The sequence below is a fragment of the Armatimonadota bacterium genome (assembly GCA_025059775.1).
GTDB lineage: Bacteria > Sysuimicrobiota > Sysuimicrobiia > Sysuimicrobiales > Sysuimicrobiaceae > Sysuimicrobium.
This window is the reverse complement of the sequence record JANXCW010000011.1, coordinates 1-17,108: the sequence shown is the minus strand read 5'-3', so window position 1 is coordinate 17,108 and position 17,108 is coordinate 1. Positions and strand designations below refer to the sequence as shown.

Below are 17,108 nucleotides of genomic sequence, written 5' to 3'. Positions count from 1 at the left end.
GCCTGCCCGGACCGCCTCCGAGGGAACGCAGTAGCGGTCCACGTGCGGGTGGATCCATTGGGCGTGGATGGCGTAGTCCGTGAGCACCACCGCGGAGGGCTGACGCACCTTCCCCTCCGCCTTGAGATCGGAGGTCACCCCCGCGGGCGTGGGGTGCACGTGCACCAACAGATCCGGGCGGACGCTCTGAAGGTAACGAGCGAAGCGGTGCTTGCCGAGCCGGTTGATGAGCCGCTGGGTAAGGGAGTCCGGCCGAATGTTGCCGGTGGCGTAGTAGAAAGCCCCCCACACCGAGGGCGCGTGCCGCACGCTGGTGACGTACAGGGAGCGCACCATGCGGTTGAGGGCGGGGTTTACGAACGCCTCGAAGAAGTCCACGATCTCCACCTGGACGGTGGGCAGGAGCTCCGTCCACGCGGACCGGAGGGCTTCCGCCACCCGCTGGTGCCCTCCGCCGTAGGTGGCGGAGAGGACGAGGATCCGGGGGCCGGCGTGGCCTTCCGACCTCATCCCCGGCGGGTCAGGGCTCCCTCCACCCCCGAACCTATCCCCCGCCAGGGCAGGGCACCCGGGGGGAACAGGACCCGGATGCCCCGCGGGACCACCCGGGCGTGCACCTGGGTGAAGGTGCCTAGGAGGTTCCCATCCACGTGGGCCTCCACAGGCCGCTCCGCCAGGAGCGTGACCTCTCGGGCCCGCTGGATGAGAATCTCGGGGATGGGGGTGCGACGGATCATCTTCAACGCCACGTTGATGGACCGGATCCGCCGCATGTCCCGCACCACGTAGAGATCCAGCAGACCGTCCCGGAGGCTGGGGGAGGGCAGGGACGGCACCCGCTCCCCGTACATCCGGCCGTTCACGCCCGCCACGAACAGAACCCTGCCCTGAAAGGCATCCCGTTCCGTACGGACCTCTACCTCCAAGGGCTCCCGGCTCGCCGCGATCTCCAGCAGGGTGGCGAGGTAGTACACCGCGCGTCCCCGCAGCAGCACCCGATCCCGGAGGCGGTGCGCGCCCGCAGCCACCCGGGCGTCGAACCCGAACCCGAAGAGGTTCAGGAAGTACCGATCGTTCACCCGTGCGATGTCCACCTCGCCCGCCACCCCCTCCGCCAGCACCGCGGCCGCCCTGCTCACACTCCGCGGGATGGGCAGGGCACGGGCGAACTCGTTCGCGGTCCCCGCGGGGACGATCCCCATGGGGATACGGGAGCCGGCCCGCATGATGCCGTTTGCGACCCCGTTCACCGTCCCGTCCCCGCCCACCGCCACCACCGCGCGGAAGCCCGCGTCCGCCGCATCCGCTGCCAGGGACGCAAATCCTTCAAAGCCCGTGGCGTACCGCACTTCGTGCGTCACTCCCCGGGCCCGCAGGGCACGGATCACCGCGGGCAGCAGATCCGAAGCGCGGCCCGCGTACGGATTAACGACCAGCAGGAGCGGTTCGTTCAAGCCGCCCCCATTCTACGTCCCGCCTTCCCGACGTGCCACCCGGGCCCTCATCCGGAAGCGAGCTTCCGGTCCAGGCACTCGAAGAACTGGGCTGCCAGCATCCGGGCGATGCCGGGGATCATGCGGCTCCCAATGGTAAGGGCTCCTCCCACCTGCACGTCCCCCGACCAGCGCACCTCCGTCTCCGTCCCCCGGTCCACCAGTTCCAGCTGACCCGTGGCGCGCACGAACCCGGGCGCTCCGCTCCCTTCCACCTGGACCGCATACCGATCCGGTGGGGTGCGCTCCGTAATGCGCAGCTTCCCCTTGTACGTCCCCCGCACCGCCGCGATGCCGATGGACAGGGTGGCCTCGAACTCGTCCGGCCCCAACGGCCGCAGCTCCTGAAGCCCCGGCGTGCAGGATGCCAGGGCCTGCGGATCATCCAGCAGCTTCCACACCTGCTCCCGGGGTGCGTGTAGGACCTGTGTTCCCTCCACTTTCATCGTTCCCTCCAAAGCTCTGTGGATTTGCGGAGGAACCGATTTCCGGAGCTTTTCTCCGGCTCCTCCGCAAAACCCTATCATACGGGGGCATTCGGGTGCTCGGCCGCAGGGTCGGATGCGGACGTGGTATACTGGCTCCGGCGCGCCCCGGTCGTCTAGCCAGGCCCAGGACTCCGGTCTTTCAAGCCGGCAACACGGGTTCGAATCCCGTCCGGGGCACCAAGAGAGGCCTGTCCGGAGCGACTCCCGCCTTACCTGGCCGCGGCGCACGCTGCATTCTGCGGTTTCCTGCCGGATCTCTGCAGACCTGGTGTTCACGAACCTTGCGCATATATCGGAAGCGGCGCCACGATACCCCTCAGCCTTTGTGGGGATCTCCCAGGATCGGTGGCCCTGCCTTCCGCTCCGGTCACGGTAGGCCTGGACTGGGCGTTCGTCTGGGTGTAGCAGAACGAATCGATATAACGAGATAGTCTTAAGGAGGTTCGGGATGTTCTGGCGACCGTGGGGGGTCCGGTGCGGGAGCGGTTCTTCGGCCGCGGCGCGCTCAAATACCTCGTCCTCGACGTGCTCAAGGACCGGCCCATGCACGGCTACGACGTGATCCGGGCCCTGCAGGACCGTTTCGGCGGCTTCTACACGCCAAGCCCGGGGGCTGTATATCCCACCCTCCAGATGCTGGAGGACATGGGGTACGTCACTTCCGCGGAGCATCAGGGCAAGCGGGTGTACACCATCACGGAAGAAGGGCGGCGCTTCCTGGAGCAGGGCAAGGAGTTCCTAAAGGGCATCGAGGAGCGGTTTGGCGCCTGGAGGTGTCACTGGGCACCCGCGTACCGGGAGCTGTGGGAGTTCGCTCTGCTGCTCCGGCGGTCCGGACTCTGGGGGCGAGCACAGCCCGAGCAGCTGCGCCGGGTTCGGGAGATCATCGCCCGGGCCCGGCGGGAAGTGGAAGCAATCCTGGAGGGGCAGGGACCATGATCCACCTGGAGTTCTTCCACGACGTCCTCTGTGCCTGGTGCTACGCCCTGTCCCCCAGGGTGCGCGCCCTGGTCGCCAACAACCCGGACGTGGTGGTGGAGCGCCGGTGCTTCGCCCTGGCGCCCACGCCCGACGCCATCGTCGCCGTCTTCGGCTCCCGGGAAGCCAGCAAGCGCGAGATCCTGGAGCACTGGCGGGCCACCAACCGCAACGACGACGCACACCGCATCAACGCCGACTTGATGGCTACCCGCCCGTTCGACTACCCCTGGTCCATGCCGGGCCTCCGTGCGTGCAAGGCCGCCGAGCTCCAGGGTGGCCAGTCGGCGCACGGCGAAACGGTCAGCAGGTCCGTCTGGTCAGAACCTGCCGAACTCCCGCCAGGTCCCCTGGTGGGTGACCGCGTACACCACCAGCGGGGCCCGGCGCGGGCCGTCCATTCCGGGCGAGCCGGAGGGCATGCCCGGGAGGGCGATCCCCAGCCACGGCGGCGCCCGACGCAAAAGCTCCTCCACCGCCTGTGCGGGAACGTGGCCCTCCACGAAGTAGCGCCCCACCGTCACCGTGTGGCAGCTCCACAGCTGGCGCGGGACGCGCAAGCGCTCTTTCACTGCCTGCAGCTCTGCGGTGCGCACCACCCGGATCGCGTACCCGAGACCGCGGAGGTAGTCCGCGTACTTCCCGCAGCAGCCGCAGCCCGGATTTTGGTAAAGCACCCACTGCGGAGTTGGTCCCTCCTGCGCCGGTCGCCCGAGCACCCACCAACCTACCGAGACCGCCACACCCAGGGCCAGGACTCCCCAGCCCACCTTCCTTCCTCTTTTCCGCCTCATTCCGTCACCCCCGGAGAGCCCTGCAGCCCGAGCAATAGCGCGAGAGGATGCCTTCCCATGCCCGGCCCTCCTCTCCGAGGAGCCCCATGACCCGCTCCAGCATGCGCCGCGGCGCCACGGGTGCCCCACAGGCCGAGCAGCGCACCAGCTCCTCCCGATACACGCCCCGCATCCCGCGCAGGAGCTCCGCCACGTCCACGGCTTGGTGGACACGGATCGCTCCCCGCTCGACCTCGGGGCAAGTCGCAATGCACCCCCCGCATCCCGTACACCGGGCGGGATCCCACCGGAGCACCGCCTCGCCGTCCTGGGCGAACGTGAGGACGCCCGTCGGGCAGTGCGCGGCGCACATCCCACACCCAGTATAGGCGGTCTGATCGATTTCTACGAGCCACAGGGGGGAGGTGGGGTGCTCGAACCGGAGGACCTCCCCGCCACCTCCGCCAGTCGTTGAAGGACCCCGGCAGCGACCTCTGGACCCGTCCCGAACAACGTCCCCTCGTCACCACCCCGTGGCAGGGGCTCCTCCGGCGGCGCCACGGAGAGCGGCGCCCGGTGGACGCGCGTCTCCCCCAGGCCGAGCGTGCGCACGTAGCCTTCGCAGAAGTCCAGCCGGCGTTCCACCAAGCCGCCCGCTGCCTCCGCCCTCCCGCAGGTGCACGGCGCCACCGCCACACATGCCGCGCCCCGCAGGAGGGGCGCGAGGATCCAGGACGAGGGGATCCAGTTCACGCATGCCACGGAAACGGGGAGCCACGCGGGATGCCAGGACGGGTCCCAGGAGGCTCCCTCACACACATAGGCGATTCCCCTCCGGCCCCGAGGTCCCACGGTGGGGTCCAGCAGGGCCTCCACGTGCGCGGCCACTTCCTCCCCTGTGTACCCCGGAAACACCACCGCCTCGTGGGGACAGGCGTCCACGCACGCCGAGCACGCCGTACACTTCGTCCGATCCAGCCACACCATTCCCTCGGCAACTCGGAGGGCGTCCACAGGGCAACTTTGCTCACACAGCCGTCCGGTGCCCGGCACCGCTCCCGCTCCACCCGCGGAACGACCCGGTACGCCAGCGGCGGGAAACGGAGGAGCGTGCGGCGGCTGAGCCGCTCCGGCACGTAAGGAGCTAGGTTGGCCGGCGCCGCCCCGGGCCAAGCCCGAACTCTGGCCAGAGCCCCCCGGATCAACAGCCGGGCACGTTCCGCGGCCACGTCAGGGGCTTGCGCGGACCACGGATCCAAAACGAAGAAGGCTTCAGGATCCCTGCCCGCATTCCGCAAGGCGACCCGGACGTCTTCCGGGAGCCTCCGGCCACCGCACAGCGCCAGGACGCCCCGGTCCGCGGGGTGGGATCGGAGGAGGACCTGTCCACCCTCTCCCGTCCTCATCAGCGTCCCAGCCCCGCCTTCTCAGGATCCCGTAGCAGCACAGCGGTCAGGTCTGCCTCGTGCTGGACAAACGACTCCAGCGCCTCCGCGGCCGCCGCGTACACGCCCTCGGGGTGGTGTTGGCGTATACACGCCACCAGCTCCGGCACCCAGCGGCCCGGGTGCGTCTGCAGGAACCGGCGCTCCTGCGCCCGGATCTCCACGACTCCTTCTGCTCCCGCCTCCCACGCTGCGGCCTCCCTGCTGACGAGCGCCGCCAGGTACTCCAGCTCCACGGACAGATGGTCTGCAGGTTCCGGGCCGCCGGGCTCAAGCCCCAGCCTGCGGTACTCCTCCAACAACCCCGCCGTCTGCCAGGGGCCACCCCGGTAGGCGGACTCGCAAAGGGCACAGCCCCCGGCCGCCCCGTCAGGTCGAAGACCTGCAGGTACAGGTCTTCCAGTTCCTCTGCGGGCTTCCGGCGGAGCCGGTCCCAGCTTGACCGCCACAGGGGGAAGAAGGCCAAGCGGCCCATGACCCTGTCTGCCGCCAGGGCCCGCCCCACCGCCCGCAGTCGCGCCAGCCGGACGGGGTCCGGGTACAAGAACGCGAGGCTGAAGAACCGGTACGCGAGGTGCCGGGTCGACGCAAGGCCGCTCACGGGTTCGTACGCTCCGGCAACAGTTCATACACCACCGCCGCCAGGAACACCAACATCACGCCCAGGATGAACAGGGCCGGCGCGAACGGCAGCCTGGGGTCGCTGTACGCAGGGCTTGTGGGGAGCCCCAAGGGTGCCGCGAGGAAGAAGTAGCTCACGATCTGGAGCGAAAACCCCGCCACTACCAGCGCCACCGTGAGCCCCGTCCGCATGGCCTATCCCTCCTCTCCTGGCAGTTCCATGATGGGGAACACCCTCGTGAACAGCGCATACAGCAGGGTCCCTAGGGCGAACAGCCAAGGACGACGCTGTACTCCACCCAGGTGGGCGCGTAGCTCCCCGCGGGGTATGGGAGGAGCGTGCCGTGGGTCTGGGAGGGGACCACGATGAGCAGCCGCTTGCCCACCGCCGCCAGGTTCACCAGCACCCCACTCACCACCCCGCTTGCGACCCAGCTCCGGTTGCACAGAGGCAGGAGGACCAGGACGAGCAACGTCGCCAGCGCCGCCATCCACCCGGCCAGGCGCAGGAAGTTGCCCCCGGCCACGGCGCAGGAAGTTGCCCCCGACCACCCCGACGAGGAAGATGCTCCCGAGGACGAGCGCAACCACCCAGGCCGCCCACGGGCGGAACGCCGGCAGCCGCAGGCCGAACAGCTCCCGCATCCATCCCACCGCCAGGGCAGCCGCCGCCAGGACCAGAAATCCTGCGGAGCTCCAGTACAGCCATGCGTACTCCCCCCGCAAGAGCGCCCACGTGACCCGCGCCTCCACCTCGGGCGGGGCGTAGATCATGGTGAGCAGCTCCGCCGCCATGAAGTAGAGGTACGCCAGCACCAGTACAAGCAGCATCCCATCCAGGGAGGCGATGGCCAGCCACAGGCTCGCCCGGTGGTGCCGCACCCGCTCCTCCGGGGTGTCCCGGTAGCCCGCGGCCCACGCCCGGTAAAACCCCTGCAGCGGGCCCGGCACCCGGGCCAGCAAGGCCGCGTCCCGCCGCCCGTCCAGGTAGAAGTACACCAGGCTCGCGAAGAGGTAGCCGGCCACCACCAGGGTGAACGTCCCGAAGAAGGGGGATTGAGGCCGCGCGTAGCGGAACAGGTTCACGATCCCCCGCACGGGCAGGCCCAGGTCCGGCAGGACGCTGCAGGCGGCCAGGATCAAGGAGATCACCGTCAGCAGCTCCGCCATCCGGGAGACGGGCTTGAGGTGCTCCAGGCGCAGCGGCCGGATCAACGCTGCGGTGCTGATCCCCGCGAAGCTCACGCCCACGAAGTAGATGTCGAAGGCGATGTACAGCCCCCAGGCGGCACCCGCCATGCTGCCGATGTCCCGGAGCCCGGTCACCGCCAGCCCCTCCGCCAGCTGGCGGGAGTAGGCGTAGACGCCCCAGCCCACCACCGCCGCCAGCACGGCGAGCAGCAGCCACCAGCCTGCCGTGAACCGTCCGACTCCGTAGGGCAGGGTTTCCGTGCGGGCCGTCATGGCTCATCCCTCGCGATCACTTCTTCCACGGGCTTGGACTTTCAGTGCGGCGGGTGCCCGCCCACGTAGTACACCCGCGGCCGCGTGCCCAACTCCTCCAGCAGCCGGAAGGAGGGCTTCCGCTTCAGCACCTGGGACACCTCGCTCTTGGGATCCTCCAGGTCACCGAACAGGAGGATGACACCTCTCTGCCGCCCTCCCCCGCGATCCTCCGCCGCTCCTTCCCGTACGGACGGTCCAGGTCCGGGTTGCGGTAAGGCGGCGAGTTTCCGTCCACCCTGGACCGCAGCTCCCCGTCGCTCCAGTCCAGGTACGCGTCCTTCCTGGGGCCCTTCCAGTTGAAGAAGTTCACCCCGTACGGGCAGGTCACCTCGCAATAGCGGCAGCCGATGCACCGGTCCCAGTCCGTGGCCACAAGCCCGTCTTCCCGCTTGCACCGCGCCCCCACCGGGCACACCTTCACGCACGGGGCGTTGTCGCAGTGCATGCAGGGTCGCGGCAGGAACCACACGTGGGTGTTGGGGTACTCGCCCTCTTCGAACCGGAAGACGTACATCCAGAAGTGGGCGGTGGGCGTGTTGTTCTCCACCTTGCACGCCTCCATGCACGCCCGGCACCTCATGCACCGATTCAGGTCGATCACCATGGCGTATTTGGCCATCCGCCACCTCCGCCGCTACGCCCGGTACACCCGGACCTTCACGTGGAAGGACTGGTCCGCGGTGTTCGCGACATAGCCTTCGCCGGTGAAGTACAGCTCGCTGGGACTGGGGCCGTTCCTGTCCGTCCACGGGTGGCGCGCTGCGCTTCCGAAGTGGTGGGGCATCCCCACGGTGTCGGGCCGGATCCCCTCCCGGTACCGGGCCACCGCCTTCACCCGACGGGTCTCGCCCGTGAGGGCATTGTGGAACTCCACCCACACCTCGTCCCCGTCCCGGATCCCCTTGGCCCGGGCGGTGGCGGGGTTGATCTCCAGCCATGCCTGCCGCGCCAGCTCCGACAGCAAAGGCAGCTGAGCGGACCGAGACTGCTTGTGCTCGATGAGCTTGTAGCTCACCAGGTACAGATCGTAGTCGGGCGGCGAGTTCTCCATGGTCGGCTTCCGCCACGTCGGAAACGACGTGTAGTCCCGCCAGTAGATCTCGTCTGCCCCTTTCGCCCGCATGGTGTTGCGATAGCGCAGCAACGACTCCCCGTAGAAGCGGTGGCGCACTCCGCCAAAGGGAGGATCCATGGCGTAGCCATAGAGCTGGCTGGGCTTTACCACCCCCTTCGGCCGGATGCCGTGCTTCTCGAAGTACGCCACGCCTTCCGGGATCCCCTCCGACCTCGCCCACCGGTCGAAGATCTCCCGCACGGTGGGCTTCCGGTCCAGAGGCAACTTGTACGGGTCCTTGAGCTTGAGGGCGTCGTTCAGCTGGTCGAGATAGCCCCCCTTTCCGTACAACACGCCCAGTTTCTCGCACAGGTCCAGGTAGATCTCGATCTCCCCGCGGCCCTCAAACAGGGGCGGCATCACGGGCACCCGCAGGGCCACCGCGTCCACGTACTGGTCACTGGCAGAATACGGGCCCTCGTACTTTTCCAGCGTGGCCGCAGGCAGCACGACGTCCGCAAACAGGTCCGCGGTCGCCGAGAGCCACGGGTCGATGGCCACCACGAACTTGAACTTCTTGTACGCCTCACGGATGTCCGGTGCGGACCCGTACGCCCGGACGGGGTTGGTCATGTGCAGGATCAGGATCTCCGGCACCTCCTTGACGCCGTACTTCTCCGGGTTCTGCATGACCTTCGCCACCACCGCCGGGCTGCCCGAGTTGATGGGGAAGAACTTCGAGTCCTTCAGGGTGAAGTCATACGGAGGGTCTTTGATCTCGATGCGGTCCGGCTTCTCGAAGTTCCCGTGCACCTTCCACGGGCCGATGTCGAACCGCTGGCCGCCCGCGGCCCCCACCGCGCCCAGCAGCATCATGACCAGGGTCATCGCCCGGATTGCCTGAAACCCGAGTTCCTGCTGGGCCATGTGGTAGGCCATGATGGCCACAGGCCGGTACGGAACCCGCACCCCGTCCACCACCAGCGTGGCATCGATGTGGGCATACTCCGCCAACTCTCGGGCCACGCGCTGGATCTGCTCCGCGGGTACGCCGCACACCTCCGCCGTCCACTGCGGGGTGTACGGCGCCACGTGCTCCCTGAAGACCTGGAAAGCGGGTCTGACCTTCCTGTCCTCCACCACGAACTCGCCCTCCAGGGCCGGCTCCACGTCCGCCGCGTCGTAGGGCTTGGGAGCGTTGGACTTCCGGTCCCACACCTGCTCCTTGCCGTTCCGGCGGAGCAAGAACCCGTCCTCCTGCACCAGGAAGGGGGCGTTCGTGTACCGGACACAGAGCGCCAGGGCCAGGGCGAGGTCGGTCCCCGGCTGGATGGGCAGCCACTCGCTCACGAAGGGCCCTCCCCCCGCCGGCGCGGGTCGATGAGGACCACCTTGCACCCGCGCTCCCGCGCCTGCAGGAGCTGCTGGGGCCAGGTGATCCAGCACAGCTGGTTTCCGCCCGCGTTCGTGAGGTTCCACCCCCACGCCAACACGTACCGGGTGTGGCGGAAGTCCGGGTGCAGCACGCCGCTGATGCCCACGGTGTATTCGCAGGCGCGGTAGCCCGCATCCGAACAGAAGGCTCCATGGCCAAGCCGCGTCGCCCCCACAGCCTTCACGAAGGCGTTGTCGTAGAAGGCGGGCGCCTTGCCGCGTCCCTTCTGCCACAGTACGAGCTTCGGGTTCTTCGCCCGCACCTCCTGGATTCGCGCCGCCACAAGCCGGAGGGCCTCGTCCCACGTGGCACGGCGCCACTGACCCGGGACACCCTTGTCGTTTGTGCGGATCAAGGGAGTCTTTATGCGGGTGGGGTCGTACAGGGCGGTGATCTGCGCCACCCCCTTCGGGCACAGGGTGCCCCGGTTGCGGGGGTGGGCTGGGTTTCCTTTGAGCTTGACGACTCTTCCGTTGATCCGCCGTGCAAGCACCCCGCAGTCCTGCTTTCCGATTCAGCAGGTGGTGGGGACCTACTCCTCCGCAGGCTGCGCCGCGGGTACCTGGGCAGCCCTCAGCGTCTCCAGCTCCCCGAACAGGAAGTGCCTGGCGAGCAGGGCCCCGCTGGTCGCGGCGGAAACACGCAAAAACGCCCGGCGGCTGACCTTCATCCTCCACCTCGGAACGGCCCTTTGGAGATCCCTTTCTTCTGGAGGCCAGTATTTAGGGGACAGCCGCCGGTCCACAATCAGGCCGACAGCCAACTGTTGTCTCCGCTCGCCGCCGGAGTCGCTCCGACCGTGCAGATCCTTTGCGTCCGCTCAGTACCCTCTAAATGCCCACGCGGTGCAGGCGTACAAGCCCGATCCCACGGTCTACGAGCCACTGCCCGCAGGCTCGGCCTGGATCCCTCCGTCGTGGGATTTTTATCCTCCAACAACTCCTTCGACGTGGTGGGCTCCAAGGTGTTCGGCCTACGCGCCTTGTGGGTGAACCGATCGGGAGCCGTCCTGAACCCCCTGGGGCCCACGCCCGACCGCACCGTCACCGACCTGTGGCGGCTGGCCGGGGCCCTGGCCCGTACCTGAACTCCCGTGCGCCCGGCTCGACCTCGGGCGAGCTCAGTGCGGGCGCGCCTTCGCCTGCAGACGCTGCCAGTTCGCCTCCACCCACCGTTGCACTTCCGCCACCGCAGCGTCGTCCGCCACCAAGTGGCGGAACCGCCCCTGTGTTTCCAGGAACGCCCGCACGGGCACGGGCTCCCGGGGCACGTAGGTGATCCGGTACCGGCCCTGCTCGACCTCGTACAGCGGCCAGTAGCGGCTTTCCACCGCGAGCCGCGCCACCTCCACCGTTTTCTCCGGCGGGTAGTCCCAACCCGGCTGGCAGGGCGTGAGCACGTTCACGAAGCTGGGGCCACAGACCTCCAGGGCCTTCTGTAGCTTGCGGGCCAGGTCCGCCCAGTGGCTGATGCTGGCCTGCGCCGCGTACGGGATCCCGTGGGCCACCACGATCTCCGTCAGGTCCTTCCGGGGCTGCAGCTTCCCCCGCTGCACCCGGCCCACGGGCGTGGTGGTGGTCCGGGCACCCTGAGGGGTGGCGCTGGAGCGCTGGATGCCGGTGTTCATGTACGCCTCGTTGTTGTAGCAGATGTACAGGAAGTCGTGCCCCCTCTCCAGGGCTCCCGACAGGCTCTGCAGCCCGATGTCGTAAGTCCCCCCGTCGCCGCCGATGGCCACCACCTTGGGCTCCTCCCGCAGCTGCCCGCGCCGCCGCAGGGCCTTGATGGCCGCCTCCACGCCGCTCGCGGTGGCGGCTGCGTTCTCGAAGGCGTTGTGCAGGTAGGGCACCGGCCAGGCGGAGTACGGGTAGATGGTGGTCACCACCTCCATGCAGCCGGTGGCGTTCACCACCACGAGGGGCCTCCGCGCCACCGCCAGGAGCAGCCGCACCACCACCGGGAACCCACAGCCCGCACAGGCCCGGTGTCCCGGTGCCAAGCCCTGGGTCCGCTGCGACAGCTCACGCAGGTTCAAGGACATGGGGGTTCCTCCACTCCCAGGTAGATCACGCCACCCCGGGGGCCGTCGCGCAGGAACGCATCCAGCTCCCGGTCGCGCAGCTCCCGACCGCCCAGGCCGAAGATCCCGTCCGTCACCCGCGGCCGGTCCGCCAGGTCGTACAGCGCCGCCCGGACCTCGACCCCCAGGGGACCTCCCAGCCCGCTCAGGGTGTCTGCCCGCTCCAGCACCACCACCTCCGGGGCACGAGCCAGGGCCTTCCGGAGCTCCTCCGTGGGGAAGGGCCGGAAAACCACGAGCCGCACCATCCCGAGCCGCTCGCCGCGCTCCCGCCACCGCCGCACCGCCTCCTCCACCACGTCCGCGTACGCCCCCAGGATCACCACGGCCACCTCCGCGTCCTCCATCTCGAAGGGCTCCATGAGGGCCGGAAGACGGCGGCCGAAGTGGGCCCCGAAGGCCTCCGTTTCCTCCTCCAGAATCCGAAGGGCCCGCGCATGCGCCTCGGCCAGGGCCCTCCGGAACTCCATGTAGGAATCCGGAAGGGCAAGGGGGCCTACCGTAATCGGTTCTTCCCCTAGGAGGGAGTAGCCGCCCTGCGGCCCCTCGCCCAGGAATGCCTGCACCGCCTCGTCCGGGTACACCTCCACGGGCTCCAGGCTGTGGGTCAGGGTAAACCCGTCCAGGCACACCATCACCGGGAGCCTGGCCCGCTCCGCCACCCGCACGGCGAGGATGGTCCTGTCGTAGGCCTCCTGCACGCTGCGGGCGAACAGCTGGATCCAGCCCGCATCCCGAGCTCCCATGACGTCCGAATGATCCCCATGGATGTTGATGGGTGCGGAGAGCGCCCGGGTGCCCACGTTCATCACGATGGGGAGCCGCAGGCCGCTTGCGATGTACAGGACCTCGTGCATGAGGGCAAGGCCCTGGCTGCTGGTGGCGGTGAGAACCCGGGCTCCCGCGGCCGCAGCCCCGACGCATGCCGAGAGGGCGGAATGTTCGCTCTCCACGGGGAGGAACTCCGTATCCACCTCTCCCTCGGCCACATACTGGCTGAAGCGCTCCATAATCTGGGTGGAGGGCGTGATAGGGTAGGCGGCCACCACGTGGGGTCGGATCTGCCTCCACGCCAGGGCTACCGCCTCGTTGCCCACCAGGGCCATGCGACGGGCCGCCACGGTTCTCACGGCGCTCCCTCCGGGACCATGCGGATGGCATTTGCCCTCGGCGGGCATACGGCTGCGCAGATCCCGCACCCCTTGCAGTGGTCGTAGGCGACGCCCACCACCTGCCCATCGCGCACGAGGATCGCCGAATCCGGGCAATACAGCCAGCAGAACAGGCAGTGCACGCACCGCGGGAGATCCAGCACGGGCCGCAGCTGCCGCCAATCGCCAGTACGGTAGGCGACGCTGCTCCCGCCCGGGATCACAGGGCCGCGGTCAAGGACCTGCCAGCGATTCGCCACTTCCTTCCCTCCTCCATGGCCTCCCGGGCGACCTGCACGTTGGCCTGGGTCACCTCCTCCGGGAACTCCCGACGCAGCCGCTCCCTGAGCCACCGGCAGAACGCCTCCGCGGGAAGGCCGACCAACTCCACCGCTACCACGGCCAGCACGGCGATGTTGGGCAGATCCCGTCCCAAAACACGCTGAGCGATTCCTGAGGCGTCCACGGTCACCACCTGGTCCACGGGCACACCCGGTGCCCGCACAGGTCGGGGAGCGTTGACCACCACCCACGTGCTTGGCCGGATCCCCCGCAGCACATCAGGCACCGCAAGAAGCCGGTGATCCAACACCACCACCACGTCTGGCTCCTCTATGGGTCCCCGACGGCGGATGGGGTACGGGCTGACACGGGTGTAGGCCTGGACCGGAGCACCCCGGCGCTCCGGTCCGAACTCCGGGGAGGCCTGGGCGTACCCTCCGGCCTCGATCACCGCCTCCGCCAGGAGCAGGGCCGCGGTCTTGGCCCCGAATCCGCCCCGCCCGTGCCATCGGATATTTCGGATCGGAAAGGTCTTGACCATCTCGGCTTCCCTCAGCCCCAGTGTGGCGTCCTCCGGCGCCCTGCGCGATCGGATGCAGGACCGATGGGGTCGGGTTTTGAAAGGAGATAAAATAAAAAAGAAAAATCGAACCGGGAGGATGGGCATCCATGCCGCAGCAGAGAATTCGTGTCCTCATCGCGGACGACCACGGGATCGTCCGGGAGGGCATCCGCATGATCCTCGCGGCCCAGGAGGACATCGAGGTGGTGGGGGAGGCCAGCACCGGGCGGGAGGCGGTGGAGCTGACCCGGAGGATGCAGCCGGACGTGGTGCTCATGGACATCAGCATGCCCGACCTGAACGGCATCGAGGCCACCCGCCGGATCCGGGAGGAGACGCCCTCCGTACAGGTGCTGGGGTTGACCATGCACGAGGAGGAGAACTACGTCTTCCAGATGCTGAAGGCGGGAGGAGCGGGGTACGTGCTCAAGCGGGCCGCGGCGGAGGATCTGGTGGCCGCGGTGCGGGCCGCGGCTCGGGGAGAGGTGTTCCTGTATCCTTCTGTGGCGAAGCTGGTGGTCCGGGACTACCTGGAACGGGCCCGACACCAGGAGGACGATGCTTCCCTCGATGCCCTCACACCCCGGGAGAAAGAGATCCTCGCGCTCATCGCGGAGGGGCTCACCAATCAGGAAATCGCCCAGCGCCTCGTGATCAGCGTGAAAACCGTGCAGACCCACCGAGCCCACATCATGGAGAAACTCAACCTCCACGATCGGGCGGAGCTGGTGCGGTTCGCCATCCGCAAGGGGCTCATCGAGCCGTAGCCGCCACCAGGCGCTCCAGGAGTCCGGGAAGCAGGGCCCCGAGCCGGTGCTTCGGCACCCAGGCATCCGCGGCCAGGGCCCGGGCGGCCTCCGCATAGGGCCCCTCGTCCCCCGCCGTGGCCACCACCAGCCGTACTCGAGGCCACCTCCGCCGCAGGTCCTGCAGGCTTCCGCGGTGGGGGCCGCTGCACACCCCGAAGTCCGCCACCACCACATCCACCTCCCCCTCCCAACTCAGGAGGTCTTCCAGGGAATCGGTCTGCAGGACCACCTGAGCATGCTCCGCCAGCACCGCCCGGATCGCTTCCCGGACAAGGGGAGCCCGGTCCACCACCGCCACGCGTGTCTTCCTCATCTCGCTCCCACCGTAGCCCCCCGGTTGCTTCGGCGGAAATCGGGTATCCGCCCGATTCCGGTCCGAGGATTCCGGGACCAGCCTAGAGGCGGAGGTGGGTGCCATGGAGAAGCACGAACCCCAGGACTATGCGGGCGTGTGCGGCCTCTACTGGACGGGGAGCGCATGGTACGAGGCCTTCGAGGCCACCTGCGGGACTTAGGGAGAGGCGAACCTGGTCAATTTGTGCCCGGTGTACGCCTGTGCCAGGGCCCGGGGTGGCACACTGCGGGGTCTGCCCGGAGTTCCCATGCGCCCTTCTCACCAACCTGGCGGCCCTAGGAGGACCGGAGGACCGCTGGATCGAGTCCGCGGCCCTGCGGGCCCGGCGGGGGGAGGAGGTGTGGGCGGAGTGGGCGCGGGCACAGAGACTGTGGCTCTGCTACTGTCCCCTCCGGGACCACGCATCCACGCATACGCCTCACCTGGCCCGGGCATGAGGGAGATGGGGGCGAGAGGAGGGCATCGGGTCTACACCTGATTTTTGTTGACAAAAATCAGGCCCCCACCGGATCCTCCGAGATCTGGAAGTCCGGTACTGTTCCCCCTGAATTCCCACACCTCCAGGAGGTGAGATCGGATGGATGGATTCGATGTGGTGCAGCTTGCCCACGTAGAGATCTACACTCCGAAACCCGAGGAGACCTACTGGTTCTTCCACGACCTTTTGGGGATGGAGGAGACCACCCGGGAAGGGCAATCCGTGTACCTGCGGGGGTACGAGGATTTCTACCACCACTCCCTCAAGATCACGGAGGCCCCCAGGCCGGGGTTGGGGCACATCGCGTGGCGGGCGGCCTCCCCGCAAGCTCTGGAGCGGCGGGTGAAGATCCTCGAGCATTGCGGCGCGGGCCAGGGCTGGCATGACGGAGACCTGGGCCATGGCCCCGCTTACCGGTTCACCACCCCTGACGGACACGTGATGGAGCTCCTGTGGGAAGTGGCGTACTACCAGGCCCCCCCGGCAAAGCGGAGTCCCCTCAAGAGCCGTCCCTCCCGCAGGCCCCTGCGCGGGATTCCCGTGCGTCGATTGGACCACGTGAACTGCCTGTGCGCGGAGGTCGCGCCCAACCGCCGGTTCATGATGGAGCAGCTCGGATTCAAACTCCGGGAACAGAAGATCGGGGCGGGAGGCGTGGAAGTCGGTGCCTGGCTCAGCGTGAGTCCCCTCGTGCATGAGATCGGGCTCATGCGGGACGCCACGGGCAGCCGGGGGCGGTTCCACCACGTGGCCTTCTGGTACGGGTACCCCCAGCATCTCTCCGACCTGGCGGACCTCTGCTCGGACTACGGGATCCGCATCGAGGCGGGACCTGGGAAGCACGGGACCACCCAGGCATACTTCATGTACGTGTTCGAGCCCGGGGGAACCCGGGTGGAGCTCTTCGGGGACACCGGTTACCTGATCTTCGATCCGGACTGGAAGACGGTGGTGTGGGACGTGGCGAACGAGAGCGACCTGGAGAAGAGCACCATCTGGTTCGGCGGGCGTCTTCCGGAGACCTTCTACACCTACGGTACCCCGCCCGTGGAGGCGTGAGCGTGGGGAGGGGGTACCCCCTCCCCATCTCCGCTTACGGATAGATCCCGAGGGTCAGGAGCGCGTCGCTGACCCGCTGGATGGCCCGGACGAGGGCCGCGGTGCGCAGATCCACGCGGTTCGCCCTCGCCACCTCCACCACCTGGTGGAAGCTGCGCACCAGCATCCGCTCCAACCGCCCGTGGATTTCCGCTTCATCCCAGAAAAACGACTGCAGGTCCTGCACCCACTCGAAGTACGAGACGATGACGCCGCCCGCGTTGGCCACGATGTCCGGCACCACCAACACCCCGCGCTTATGGAGGATGTCGTCCGCCTCTGGGGTGGTGGGACCGTTCGCACCCTCCACCACCACCCGCGCCCGGATGCGGGGAGCGTTCTCCCGGTGGATCTGGCCTTCGAGGGCCGCGGGCACCAGGATGTCGCAGGGGAGCTCCAGCAGCTCCGCATTGGTCACGTTCCGGGCTCCGGGAAAGTCCACCACGCTCCCAGTCTGCCGCTTGTGGCGCTGCACCGCCTCCAGGTTCAGCCCCTCGGGG

The 17,108-nt window shown here is 68.4% G+C and carries 23 protein-coding genes, 1 tRNA gene and 2 pseudogenes; 7 read left to right on the top strand and 19 right to left on the bottom strand.

Annotated elements, in window-relative coordinates; all coding sequences use genetic code 11:
* Nucleotides 1-6: 6 nt before the first annotated feature.
* The 3 genes and pseudogenes from N0A24_09040 to N0A24_09030 form a co-directional block, all read right to left on the bottom strand.
* Nucleotides 7-510, bottom strand: a pseudogene (locus N0A24_09040) (hypothetical protein).
* A complete protein-coding gene (locus N0A24_09035; protein ID MCS7173510.1) occupies nucleotides 507-1,454 on the bottom strand; it encodes a diacylglycerol kinase family lipid kinase in 948 nt (315 codons plus the stop codon). The pseudogene N0A24_09040 and the gene N0A24_09035 overlap by 4 nt, the downstream one beginning before the upstream one ends.
* Nucleotides 1,455-1,501: 47 nt before the next feature.
* Nucleotides 1,502-1,939, bottom strand: a complete 438-nt coding sequence (locus N0A24_09030) for a carbon monoxide dehydrogenase subunit G (GenBank protein ID MCS7173509.1) — start codon at nucleotides 1,937-1,939, stop codon at nucleotides 1,502-1,504.
* A 144-nt stretch (nucleotides 1,940-2,083) separates the two neighbouring features.
* Here N0A24_09030 and N0A24_09025 point away from each other — a divergent pair.
* From N0A24_09025 to N0A24_09015, 3 genes and pseudogenes are all read left to right on the top strand, one after another.
* Nucleotides 2,084-2,161, top strand: a tRNA-Glu gene (locus tag N0A24_09025).
* Between the two features lie 294 nt (nucleotides 2,162-2,455).
* Nucleotides 2,456-2,920: a PadR family transcriptional regulator gene (locus N0A24_09020; GenBank protein MCS7173508.1), complete on the top strand. Its 465-nt coding sequence runs from the start codon at nucleotides 2,456-2,458 to the stop codon at nucleotides 2,918-2,920.
* Nucleotides 2,917-3,036, top strand: a pseudogene (locus tag N0A24_09015) (DsbA family protein). Before N0A24_09020 ends, N0A24_09015 begins: the two are co-directional and overlap by 4 nt.
* Nucleotides 3,037-3,279: 243 nt before the next feature.
* Here the strand turns inward: N0A24_09015 and N0A24_09010 are convergent.
* The 10 genes from N0A24_09010 to N0A24_08965 form a co-directional block, all read right to left on the bottom strand.
* Complete coding sequence (locus N0A24_09010) at nucleotides 3,280-3,753, bottom strand: hypothetical protein (GenBank protein MCS7173507.1); 474 nt, start codon at nucleotides 3,751-3,753, stop codon at nucleotides 3,280-3,282.
* 4 nt (nucleotides 3,754-3,757) lie between these two features.
* The gene (locus N0A24_09005) at nucleotides 3,758-4,135 is read right to left on the bottom strand and encodes a 4Fe-4S dicluster domain-containing protein (GenBank protein ID MCS7173506.1); all 378 of its coding nucleotides are present in this window, start codon (nucleotides 4,133-4,135) and stop codon (nucleotides 3,758-3,760) included.
* A gap of 2 nt (nucleotides 4,136-4,137) precedes the next feature.
* Nucleotides 4,138-4,719, bottom strand: coding sequence for a 4Fe-4S binding protein (locus tag N0A24_09000; protein MCS7173505.1), 582 nt, complete (start codon nucleotides 4,717-4,719; stop codon nucleotides 4,138-4,140).
* A 418-nt stretch (nucleotides 4,720-5,137) separates the two neighbouring features.
* A complete protein-coding gene (locus tag N0A24_08995) occupies nucleotides 5,138-5,806 on the bottom strand; it encodes a molecular chaperone TorD family protein (protein MCS7173504.1) in 669 nt (222 codons plus the stop codon).
* Nucleotides 5,775-5,990, bottom strand: a complete 216-nt coding sequence (locus N0A24_08990; GenBank protein ID MCS7173503.1) for a hypothetical protein — start codon at nucleotides 5,988-5,990, stop codon at nucleotides 5,775-5,777. The genes N0A24_08995 and N0A24_08990 overlap by 32 nt, the downstream gene beginning before the upstream one ends.
* A gap of 3 nt (nucleotides 5,991-5,993) precedes the next feature.
* Nucleotides 5,994-7,262 carry a hypothetical protein gene (locus N0A24_08985; protein MCS7173502.1) on the bottom strand — a complete coding sequence of 423 codons (1,269 nt, stop codon included), beginning with the start codon at nucleotides 7,260-7,262 and terminating at the stop codon, nucleotides 5,994-5,996.
* A 124-nt stretch (nucleotides 7,263-7,386) separates the two neighbouring features.
* Nucleotides 7,387-7,923, bottom strand: coding sequence for a 4Fe-4S dicluster domain-containing protein (locus N0A24_08980; protein MCS7173501.1), 537 nt, complete (start codon nucleotides 7,921-7,923; stop codon nucleotides 7,387-7,389).
* 15 nt (nucleotides 7,924-7,938) lie between these two features.
* The gene (locus N0A24_08975; protein ID MCS7173500.1) at nucleotides 7,939-9,708 is read right to left on the bottom strand and encodes a molybdopterin-dependent oxidoreductase; all 1,770 of its coding nucleotides are present in this window, start codon (nucleotides 9,706-9,708) and stop codon (nucleotides 7,939-7,941) included.
* The gene (locus N0A24_08970) at nucleotides 9,705-10,286 is read right to left on the bottom strand and encodes a molybdopterin-dependent oxidoreductase (protein MCS7173499.1); all 582 of its coding nucleotides are present in this window, start codon (nucleotides 10,284-10,286) and stop codon (nucleotides 9,705-9,707) included. The genes N0A24_08975 and N0A24_08970 overlap by 4 nt, the downstream gene beginning before the upstream one ends.
* Nucleotides 10,287-10,325: 39 nt before the next feature.
* Nucleotides 10,326-10,463 carry a hypothetical protein gene (locus N0A24_08965; GenBank protein MCS7173498.1) on the bottom strand — a complete coding sequence of 46 codons (138 nt, stop codon included), beginning with the start codon at nucleotides 10,461-10,463 and terminating at the stop codon, nucleotides 10,326-10,328.
* 246 nt (nucleotides 10,464-10,709) lie between these two features.
* Between N0A24_08965 and N0A24_08960 the strand changes: the two genes are divergently transcribed.
* The gene (locus N0A24_08960; GenBank protein MCS7173497.1) at nucleotides 10,710-10,880 is read left to right on the top strand and encodes a hypothetical protein; all 171 of its coding nucleotides are present in this window, start codon (nucleotides 10,710-10,712) and stop codon (nucleotides 10,878-10,880) included.
* Between the two features lie 33 nt (nucleotides 10,881-10,913).
* On the opposite strand, the gene N0A24_08955 is transcribed toward N0A24_08960, so the two are convergent.
* Genes N0A24_08955 through N0A24_08940 form a run of 4 tightly spaced genes read right to left on the bottom strand, consistent with a single transcriptional unit; the run spans nucleotide 10,914 to nucleotide 13,847 of the window.
* On the bottom strand, nucleotides 10,914-11,834 hold the full coding sequence (locus N0A24_08955; GenBank protein ID MCS7173496.1) for a thiamine pyrophosphate-dependent enzyme: 921 nt from the start codon (nucleotides 11,832-11,834) through the stop codon (nucleotides 10,914-10,916).
* Nucleotides 11,825-13,003: a pyruvate ferredoxin oxidoreductase gene (gene porA, locus N0A24_08950; GenBank protein ID MCS7173495.1), complete on the bottom strand. Its 1,179-nt coding sequence runs from the start codon at nucleotides 13,001-13,003 to the stop codon at nucleotides 11,825-11,827. The genes N0A24_08955 and porA overlap by 10 nt, the downstream gene beginning before the upstream one ends.
* A complete protein-coding gene (locus tag N0A24_08945; GenBank protein MCS7173494.1) occupies nucleotides 13,000-13,284 on the bottom strand; it encodes a 4Fe-4S binding protein in 285 nt (94 codons plus the stop codon). Before N0A24_08945 ends, porA begins: the two co-directional genes overlap by 4 nt.
* Entirely contained in the window at nucleotides 13,245-13,847 is a 603-nt protein-coding gene (locus N0A24_08940; protein ID MCS7173493.1) for a 2-oxoacid:acceptor oxidoreductase family protein, read from the bottom strand. The genes N0A24_08945 and N0A24_08940 overlap by 40 nt, the downstream gene beginning before the upstream one ends.
* 128 nt (nucleotides 13,848-13,975) lie before the next feature.
* On the opposite strand from N0A24_08940, the gene N0A24_08935 reads away from it, so the two are divergent.
* The gene (locus tag N0A24_08935; GenBank protein ID MCS7173492.1) at nucleotides 13,976-14,635 is read left to right on the top strand and encodes a response regulator transcription factor; all 660 of its coding nucleotides are present in this window, start codon (nucleotides 13,976-13,978) and stop codon (nucleotides 14,633-14,635) included.
* On the opposite strand, the gene N0A24_08930 is transcribed toward N0A24_08935, so the two are convergent.
* Complete coding sequence (locus N0A24_08930) at nucleotides 14,622-14,990, bottom strand: hypothetical protein (protein ID MCS7173491.1); 369 nt, start codon at nucleotides 14,988-14,990, stop codon at nucleotides 14,622-14,624. The genes N0A24_08935 and N0A24_08930 overlap by 14 nt on opposite strands.
* A 257-nt stretch (nucleotides 14,991-15,247) precedes the next feature.
* Between N0A24_08930 and N0A24_08925 the strand changes: the two genes are divergently transcribed.
* Both N0A24_08925 and N0A24_08920 read left to right on the top strand, forming a co-directional pair.
* Nucleotides 15,248-15,469 carry a hypothetical protein gene (locus N0A24_08925; GenBank protein ID MCS7173490.1) on the top strand — a complete coding sequence of 74 codons (222 nt, stop codon included), beginning with the start codon at nucleotides 15,248-15,250 and terminating at the stop codon, nucleotides 15,467-15,469.
* 140 nt (nucleotides 15,470-15,609) lie between these two features.
* Nucleotides 15,610-16,569 (top strand): catechol 2,3-dioxygenase, encoded by a 960-nt coding sequence (locus tag N0A24_08920; protein MCS7173489.1) that lies wholly within the window; start codon nucleotides 15,610-15,612, stop codon nucleotides 16,567-16,569.
* Nucleotides 16,570-16,603: 34 nt separating this feature from the next.
* Here N0A24_08920 and N0A24_08915 read toward each other — a convergent pair.
* Nucleotides 16,604-17,108: glutamate dehydrogenase (locus N0A24_08915; GenBank protein MCS7173488.1), on the bottom strand; the 505-nt coding region annotated here is incomplete at its 5' end.